5 protein-coding genes are annotated in these 9,731 nt (G+C 40.0%); 4 read left to right on the top strand and 1 reads right to left on the bottom strand.

The window, feature by feature from the left end:
* Positions 1 to 19 precede the first annotated feature (19 nt).
* Entirely contained in the window at positions 20 to 2,167 is a 2,148-nt protein-coding gene (locus WG906_RS03325; RefSeq protein ID WP_339991100.1) for a rhamnogalacturonan lyase family protein, read from the bottom strand.
* 593 nt (positions 2,168 to 2,760) lie between these two features.
* Here WG906_RS03325 and WG906_RS03320 point away from each other — a divergent pair.
* From WG906_RS03320 to WG906_RS03305, 4 genes are all read left to right on the top strand, one after another.
* A complete protein-coding gene (locus WG906_RS03320; protein WP_339991099.1) occupies positions 2,761 to 4,437 on the top strand; it encodes a GDSL-type esterase/lipase family protein in 1,677 nt (558 codons plus the stop codon).
* Positions 4,438 to 4,596: 159 nt separating this feature from the next.
* Positions 4,597 to 5,229: an RNA polymerase sigma-70 factor gene (locus tag WG906_RS03315; protein ID WP_339991098.1), complete on the top strand. Its 633-nt coding sequence runs from the start codon at positions 4,597 to 4,599 to the stop codon at positions 5,227 to 5,229.
* A 40-nt stretch (positions 5,230 to 5,269) separates the two neighbouring features.
* The gene (locus tag WG906_RS03310; protein WP_339991097.1) at positions 5,270 to 6,301 is read left to right on the top strand and encodes a FecR family protein; all 1,032 of its coding nucleotides are present in this window, start codon (positions 5,270 to 5,272) and stop codon (positions 6,299 to 6,301) included.
* A gap of 226 nt (positions 6,302 to 6,527) precedes the next feature.
* Positions 6,528 to 9,722 carry a SusC/RagA family TonB-linked outer membrane protein gene (locus tag WG906_RS03305; protein ID WP_339991096.1) on the top strand — a complete coding sequence of 1,065 codons (3,195 nt, stop codon included), beginning with the start codon at positions 6,528 to 6,530 and terminating at the stop codon, positions 9,720 to 9,722.
* The last annotated feature ends 9 nt before the right edge of the window (positions 9,723 to 9,731 follow it).

Raw genomic sequence — 9,731 nt, 5'->3', positions numbered from 1 at the left:
TTCACCAATCCGGTTAATGTTAGTTTTTAATTACTTTAAGAGTTTTGTTTTGCTGCCCCATTATTTTTATAAAATATACACCGGGAATAAGACCCGCACCCGCGGTGACCTCATCTCTTCCTTTTCCTTTCTCAATTTCAACACCCACACTATTTACGATAGTATAACTGAAATCTTCCTTAGCAGATATTTTGAAAGTGGAATTTGTAGGATTGGGATATATTGAAACCGCAGTATTAGGGATTTCGAAGTTCGTTAGAATTAATGAAGAGTTATTTTTAACTGAGGCAATGGTTGTTGAACCAACTGTATAAATATTGGGGTTTGGAGGAGTTGCCATTCCACCACCTAAATAAAAGCTTGGATGGGGAGGCTGATTATAGGCCGAGTTTTGCTGAGCAACCTGACATCGGTACTGAGTGTCGTGCATTAATGTGTAAATCCTGTTTGTTGCGGGAGTTGTCGTTGTAAATATAATTAGTGCATCCTGAGCACTTGTTCTTAAAATAGCCTCTTCCCGCCAGTCGCCGAGTACATCGGCTGTTAAGCAAGGGTTTCTCTTTGTGTCGTTATTGGTTCCAACAGATATAATATTGTAGAAAGTTACAAGTCTTATTTCTGCTCTTGACTTTGGTACCCATTTGTCAACAGCCGGTCCGTCCATCAATTCGCGTTGCAAATCTGCATCCCACCATATAGCATGATTCATTGATGGAACACTATTTGTGATTCTTCTGCCGGTCAAACTATAGAGACCGCCAGTTGCTCCCCACAGTTCATATCCTTTATAAGCAGGATCAATATCGGCAGCCATAGCACGGCCAATATCGCCAGAACCACCAACAGTGAAAATTGGAACCCCTGTTCTTGCATCAAGTAATCCTAACCCAATTCCTCCGTTGTTGCCTGGAGACTCATAGCACTGCCAAAGTTCCTGCCCCGGACGATCTGGATCCATGTCACTTAAATGAAGCGCATCACCATGCCCCAATCCATTATTCCAGAATCCAGTTCCATTATAATTTATCGCACTAGAGCCGTTAAATACTTCATCACGGCCATCTCCGTCTGTATCTCCAACAGTCAATTGGTGGTTGCCCTGGCCTGCGTAATTGCTAAAAGCAGTATTTGTATCAAAAACCCAACGTTGAGTAAGTTCTCCATTTCTCCAATCCCAGGCCACCCTCACCATACGAGTGTAATACCCCCGTCCCATAATTAGACTTGGTCGCACTCCGTCTAAATATGCTATGGTGCTAATAAAGCGATCAACACGATTGCCATAACTATCGCCCCAATCAGAGACATTCCCCCTAGCTGGGATAAAGTTCGTTGTCGCCATTGCCGCCCCTGTTTCGCCGTTAAATACGGTTAGAAATTCAGGTCCGGTTAATATATAACCATATTGATTTCTATAATCGGCTGTTCCGCTTCCGATTAATGTCCCAGTTCCGTCTTTGGTGCCGTCAGCTGTTTTACAGGCAATCTCTGCTTTACCGTCTCCATCCAGATCGTAGACCATGAATTGAGTATAATGAGAACCAGACCTAATATTTATACCCAAATCAATTCGCCACAAATGTGTCCCATCCATTTTGTAACCGTCCAGGATTTGGTTCCCGGTATATCCGCCAAAAGAATTGTCTTTGCTGTTGGTGGGATCCCATTTCACTACATAGTCGTAGGTTCCATCGCCATCCAAATCAGCAACAGAACAATCGTTTGCCTGATAGGTATAGGCAACACCGTCAGGAGTGGTTCCTCCGGCGGGCTGTTGAATAGGAATTCTTAAATATGCGGTATTTGGCACACTTGCAACCTCACTGGCAGTTTGTTCAATACCATTAATTACCGGACGAACCGTATAGTTACTGTTGGTGCTTGTATTATCTACATAGTTTGTTGAGGTGGTAATGGGAGTAGAATTTACTTTAGTGGTACCTCTGTACACATTAAACGCAATGGTGGAAGGGTCTGTACCAAATAGACGCCATCCCACGTATACTTGTGATGAACTCGTTCTGATGGCTACTACCCCCCGATTTAGTTTCTCCATTTGCTTTTGAGCAAAACCGGAAAATGTTGAGAAGAATAATGCTACAAAGAGTAGCGCTTTTTTTAGGTTTACGCGGCCGGGTAGCCTGTTTCTAGTAAAATTAGTTTGCATATTATTAGTTTATAAATTGATTGGTGAATAATTCATATGAAATGGATGCAGGATATAGGAAAATAAATTCCAATTGCCAGGCTACCAAATGAGATACTAACTGCAAAAATTGTAATGCACGATATTAATTGTGGTGATTTAGTGTGCCGTCATTCTTCGGAACTTTTATCTTAGTAAAGCTATTTGCTGCTAGTTAAGAACGCAAGTTATTTCGTACGGAAAATCATGGAGTTTTAGCCTGGAATGGGATGGACAACATCTCATTATTTATGAAATTTCGCAGATATTTAGATAAAGATTCCATTTGTTAAACCCTGTAAATTTTTACACATTTTCTACTGTTAATAAAATAGGGGTGGCCAAAAATTTAGGTTTTGGAACATTTGTATTACATGTTCTGATCGATAAGACTCGATATTCCGTACAAATTTCCCTAAGTTATTTTGAAATGGAACCTAATTTAGCGCAGTGTATTTATCTACTATTTAAACCCGTAAGAACAAGATATTTATACTGATAACTATTGTTTTTTAATTAGTCAAGTGGGGGACTTCGTCTTTTTGTTGAATCTAGTGGGGGCTGTAAGGAATTTCATGAGATACATATTTATTAGCACAATTATACACCTAATGTTTGCGGTTAATTCCCTTGCACAAAAGGTAGGACCTGGAGTTTTAGCTCCGGTGCAGGTAACTTCGAAAGATTCATTAATAGCGAAGCCAGGTGGAGAAATATACGTTAAGTTCGACGATACTAGAAATGCCACTTGGCCAGCAGGATTTGAAGTGGTAGAAATTCAATCTAGCAAGGACGCATCCATTCAGAAATCTTATTTCTATAAAACCCTTGCAAGTAAACCCAAACCCATCATTGTGTCGTTGCATACCTGGAGCGGAGATTACAGGCAGAAAGATGAGGTGGCCCCAATCTGCAAGCGGATGGACCTGAACTACATACATCCCAACTTTCGTGGTGCAAATAGGACAGATAATGCTTGTTCCAGCGAACTTGCTCTAGCCGATATTGATGATGCGATCTCGTTTGCTATAAAGAATGCCAATGTCGACATCAGTAAAATTTATGTCATTGGTGTAAGCGGAGGGGGATATGCAACACTTAGTACCTTTATGAATTCAAGGCATACAATCAAAAAGTTCTCAGCATGGGCTTCAATAACTAGCCTAGAAGCCTGGTTTCACGAGAGTACCATTCTTAAGAATAAATATGCGGCGGATATATTTAGTTGTACAGGTTCGAAAGACGAATTTAATATTGAAAATGCGAGAAGGAAATCACCCCTTTACATGAATACACCCATATCGAAGCTTAAGGATTCCGAAGTTTTTATTTTCGCTGGTATTTATGACGGACTTCAAGGCAGTGTTCCGATCACCCACTCCATTAATTTCTATAACAAATTGCTTAGTGACCTATCTGTTAGAGATAAATTAAATTATGTCTCATTGGAAGAGAAAGTGGACCTTCTTGAGCATCGACGACCTTTGGGTGTTTTTGGAAAGATAGGCGACCGAAAAATATATTTAAAAAAGAAATATGGTAATGTGGAACTAACCATATTTGAGGGAGATCACGAAATGCTGCCCGATTATGCAATGAATCAACTTTTGAACGATTCTCAGCCACTTATGCTGTCTGATAAATCCTTAAATATTCTAACGCTTGGAGACAGTAATGGTTCCTATATTCATAGCTGGCCTGAGCAATTAAAACTCGCCATGCCGAATGCAGAGGTGTTCAACATCAGTAAATCGGGTAGAACTATCGGTTTTCTTAACCTTGGCGACAGCACCCTAAATTCTCTTGCTGTAATTGAGAATAATCTTAAAATGGCTGCTGAACACACTAAAAGTCGTCCGTATGATTTTATTCTACTTCAACTCGGTACCAATGATGGAAAAGCAGTATTTGCGAACCGCCAGAAAGAAGTGCCAAAGAATTTAGAAAAATTGATTATAAAAATTCAAACGTCCAGCTATGAAACGATTCGTAAGGCGAAGATAGTTATCATTTCTCCACCTCCATATGGCCTTAAAGCCGAAGCTACAGAAAAGTATGCGGGCGGCGACAAACGAATGAAAACTATGAGTAGGGCTTTTATGAAGATTGCTTCGCGGAATAATTGTCTTTTCGTCAACGGATTCAGAACACCAGGCTTGAATATGGAAACTATGACAGATGATGGCTTACACCTAGATGCTATTGCATCAAGAAAGTTAATTGAGCCAGTGGTGTCTTTACTTGGAAAATAATATATTTCTCTGACAGACATCGCACTCCGAAGGTTTCAGATTTGATTCGATAATTGACCAGTTAACCTTTACTTTATTGTCACCTTCCAAAATTTTTGTAACCTGTTAATAATTGCTTTTTAAGTTTTCTGAGACTAGTACTGTGATAATCTAAATAAATTGAAGCGAGAAAACGAGATATTAAACTGTTGGAGAAGGATAACCTTTAATAACGATTCGAAGGCTTTTGAGCAATTGTTCCGCATGCTGAATGCAAAATTTTTAATATTTGGCCTTCAGTACGTTGAAAAGGAAATTGCTGAGGAAATTGTGTCGGATGTTTTTGTGAATTGCTGGACCGATCGTAGCAAATTGCAGCATGTAAGGAATCCGGAAGTATTCATGCTTGTTAGTGTAAAAAATAAGGCATTGAATTATCTCAGAGATAATTCTTATATCGAATTAGTTCCCTTGGACGAGGAGACAAATAAGATCATTGATATCTCCCGGCCAGATAAAGAATTTGAGCGAAAGGAGGTCATGATGAAGCTGGATAAGGCTATTGCTTCTCTCCCACTTCAATGCAGGGCTGTATTTATTTTAGTTAAAGAAGATAGAATGAAATGCGCTGAAGTAGCCCAAGTTTTAGATATTTCTGTAAGAACGGTACACACTCAACTATACAGGGCTATGAAAAAGCTCAATTCAACGCTGTCAAATGAGCACGTGAAATTTCCAAACACAGTCATTCGAAAAATAATTTCCGTACTTCCATTTATTTTAGTCACTTTTTTTTTATCGGCGTGTAAGTAATTTTCAAAATAAATGTGTCCTAGTTCTAGAAGAGTAATACATGATATCACAGGACAGATTTATAGAATTAGTAACAAAGGAATTTATTGACGAGCTAACGGTTACTGAAGGGAATGAATTAAAATTGCTCCTTGACGCCAGTGAAGTTAAAGAACGATATGACCTATTAAAGCAATATTTATCCAATGATACATCAAATCTTTCCTCACACTCAGACTCAGCTTTGTTTGAACGGGTTAAGCGGGGGATTTCGAAATTTCAAGAGTCAGCTCCCGGCCAGAGAGTTATAACCAGGAAGGCTTTTTGGATAGCAGGATCTATAGCAGCAATATTTATCTTAGGTTTTATAACCTTCTTCCTCCAAACTCCATCGCATACTCACTCAACTCATGTTGTTTCTACAAATCGAGCTACGAAAAAAACTATTATTCTGAGCGACGGGACAAAAGTTATATTGAATGCTGCAAGTAAACTTCTATATCCTGAACTATTCGAGGGTGAAACAAGAGAGGTTAGATTGATTGGGGAAGGATTTTTTGACGTAGTGAAAGATTCAAAACGACCCTTTATAGTTCATACCGACAAAACGAGAGTTCGGGTATTGGGTACGGCATTTAACGTAAAATCTTACCCTGAGGACCGTTTTAGTGAAACTACCCTGATCAGGGGAACGGTAGAAGTTACCCTTAAGGACCGTCCCGCTGATAAAGTGACTTTGAGGCCTTCAGAAAAGCTAATTGTGAAATATTTGAGCAAGGCCGATAAAAATAACCTAACCAAGACAGACAATGCTCTTACCGAAGTAACCCATATTCAAAAAAGCGACACCACCGTAATCGAAACATCCTGGATGTATAATAAGATTGCATTTAAAGACGAAACACTCGAACATATTTCGAATATCCTTGAAAGGACATTTGATGTAGAAGTGCAGTTTAATAATGAAAAGTTAAAAGCATTAAAATTTACCGGGACCTTTGAAAGAGAGTCTGTGAGAGGAATTTTAGTGGCATTGAGTACTGTAGAGCCTTTTGAGTATAAGATTCGGGGCAATAATATTATAATTCAATAATCAATTAACTAACCTAACCAACAATTTATATGAGAAAAGAAATATTTGATTAGAAAAAACGGGGAATTGCATCCCCGTCTTCACAAAGACGATTTATTTATTAACGCAGACTGCTTTGACCGGGAGCCTGCATTCTAATCATCCTTAACAATGTAAAGTTATGAATTTTTTTAAACACCCTTTTGGTGTTTCGGGCTTCTATTGCCTTAGAAAACCACTTATTATTATGAAATTAACATTTGCACTGATCTTCATTCTGAGTTTTCAGGTGCTCGCAACCGGATATTCCCAGAATAAGGTGACACTTAGTTTGAAATCGGCTGATTTTAAAAAAGTAATTTCAGAAATAGAGAAGAGGACGGCTTATCGCTTTGTATTTAGCGAAAGAAGAATCCCGTTATCTAGGGATATTGACATCGATGTTGCTAACCAGGATGCCTTGTCTGTAATTGGACAGGTATTACAAGGGACAGCATACACCTATCAAATACTCCAAAACGATCTAATTGCAATTGTGCCAAAAGGTGTTGTAATCAGTGATCTTACGGTAAACGGAAAGGTTCTGGATGAGACAAATCAGCCGCTTATTGGGGCAACCGTTAAAATTAAGGGAGTGGCGGCCGGTGGTACCACTACAGATGTTAGTGGCGCGTTCAGTATTACAGCACCCGAAAACGCGGTACTGACTATTGCATATGTGGGCTATGAAACACAAGAAGTCCCTGTAAATGGAAGAGCAGTTTTATCGGTGAAAATGTCGCCGTCAGCACGAAATCTAAACGAGGTGGTTGTTGTTGGTTATGGCACACAGCGAAAAGCCGATGTGACTGGATCTATCGTTTCAGTAAGCTCTACAACGATAACCAGGTCCGCAACCCCTGACGCAACAGGTGCTTTACAGGGCCAGGCGCCTGGAGTAACTGTAGTGAAGAATGTAGGTAAGCCTGGTAGCGGTTATAGCATTAATATTCGTGGTCTGAGTTCTTTCGGTGGGTCAAATTCTCCCTTATTTGTAATTGACGGCGTTCCAACATCATCAGGTTTAAATGATTTGAATCCTGCAGATATTGAAAAAATAGATATTTTAAAAGACGCATCAGCGACAGCGATATATGGTTCAAGAGGGGCGAAAGGGGTTGTAATAGTAACTACCAAACGGGGTAAATCCGGTAAAACGGCTATTTCCTACGATGCGTATATGGGGGTAAGAAAGCCAACTAATTTGCCAGAATTTTTTACTGGTCCTGAATTCGTGGCCTATCGTAAGGAAGTACTTAAAGGGCAAGGTAGCAATGCTGCACCATTTTCTGCAGCAATGCAGAAAAATATTGACGAGGGTAAATTCACCGAGTGGCCGTCTTTAGTTTTAGAAAATGGTTTGCAAATGAACCACAATATAACAGCTAGTGGCGGTGACGATAAAACTAGATTTTCTTTAAGTGCCGGTTTCCTAGAAGAGGAAGGAAATGTGGCTCCTGAAAGCTTTCAGAGATATAGTCTCAGGGGAAATATTGATAGGCAAATTAGCGAAAAGTGGAAGACCGGATTAAACCTATATTTTGCTCAAAACCTACGGGATTTAGGAAGTTCTGAAGCTTTGAGATCGTCCTATCGTATGCCACCGATGGCTTATCCATATGATGCCTCTGGAAACCCTGTGTTTGCTGTGTATGACGCTTCTTCAGTGACAAATCCATTATTTGATCAGGAAAACGATCTTCGTCAAAATAGAAATTTGAGAAGTTTTGGAAGCCTTTATGTGCAAGTTGCTCCTTTTAAGGATCTTACATTGAAGTCAACCATATACCCGAGTTATTCAGCCGGAAGAAGCGGCACCTTTTTTAGCTCAATGTCTAAACAGGGTATTGGGAGTTTGCCAAGTGAAGGGACTACCTCGTATAGAGAGCAGTTCAGTTGGATTCTGGATAACCAGGCAAGTTATGAGAAGCAGCTTGGATTACATAAGGTAAATGCAACACTGGTACAGTCGCTGCAAAAGGATCGCGAAGAAACAAGTAATGTCGGTGCACGAGGATTGGGGTACAGGTCTCTTTGGTATAACTTAGCGCCTCCCGCACAAGCAATCGGTTATGGGTCAAGTTTTACCCAATCAACGTTGGCTTCCTTTTCAACTCGTGTTAATTACAATTACAACGACAGATACCTGATCACGGCTACCGGCCGATGGGACGGATCTTCAAGACTGGCAGCTGGTAATCAATGGGCGTTTTTTCCCTCGGCCTCATTCGCATGGCGGTTGTCACAGGAAAAGTTTATCCAAAACATTTCAGCGATTAATGATCTAAAACTGAGATTAAGTTACGGTATTACAGGTAATGATGGAATAGGTGCCTATTCAAGTCAATCTTCACTTGGAGCGACTTTTTATGACTTTGGCGGAGTTAATACTGCAGGTTATGCACCTAACAGGCTGCCTAACAAACAGCTGACTTGGGAGAGTACCGGTGAGCTTAACTTAGGTTTAGATTTTGTGCTTTTAAATAACAGGATTTCAGGTTCTGTGGATGCATATAACCGTCGGGTAAACAATGCGATTCAAAATCGAGCCTTACCTCCCTTTGTAGGCTTTTCTACTATTGCAGATAATATTGGCAAACTTAGAAACCGCGGTATTGAGGTTGGTTTAAGTACAATAAATATTCGTAAAGGGGCATTTTCATGGAAAACGGACTTCGTATTTGATGCCAACAAAAATGAAGTTCTTGAGACAGCTATTGGGAAGAAGGATGATGTAGCAAATCTTTGGTTTATAGGACAGCCCGTTCAAGTCAATTATGATTACGTTTTTGATGGCATTTGGCAGCTCGCCGAGAAGGATCAAGCAGCTAAGTATAATCAAAAGCCAGGACAAGTTCGCGTAAAGGATCTTTCCGGTCCAAACGGAGCTCCTGATGGAAAGATTGATGCTACATATGACCGTCAGATTATTGGCAAAAGAATTCCTGATTGGACAGGCTCGTTTTCAAACACATTTAGATATGGTGATCTCGACTTATTTGTAATGATCTATACCCGCCAGGGTGAGCAGTTTAGAAGTAATTTTGACCAAACCTTTATGGGGTATTCGGGCGACCTTAACCAAATAAAAGTTGATTACTGGACAGAAAATAACCCCTCACAAACAATCTTCCAGCCTGGCAACGGCGGCAATTTTTCCAGCGTATTGACATGGCGTAACACCAACTTCACCAGAGTAGGAAATATAACTCTAGGGTATAATCTACCAGCGAACTTACTTAAAAAGGTTAAAGTTGGAAGTCTGCGTGTTTATGGAACTGTCACTAATCCTTTTACGTTCACAGATGATCCAGGCTTTGATCCTGAATGGGCTAGCCAAAACACCTTTGGGACTGCTGTAGGCTCAAGTTCGTATCTATTTGGTCTAAACCTTTCATTTTAATGGTAAGAA

The organism is Pedobacter superstes (assembly GCF_037622515.1).
GTDB classification, from domain to species: domain Bacteria; phylum Bacteroidota; class Bacteroidia; order Sphingobacteriales; family Sphingobacteriaceae; genus Paradesertivirga; species Paradesertivirga superstes.
The sequence above is the reverse complement of the archived record's forward strand: the minus strand, read 5'-3'. Positions and strand labels throughout refer to the sequence as shown.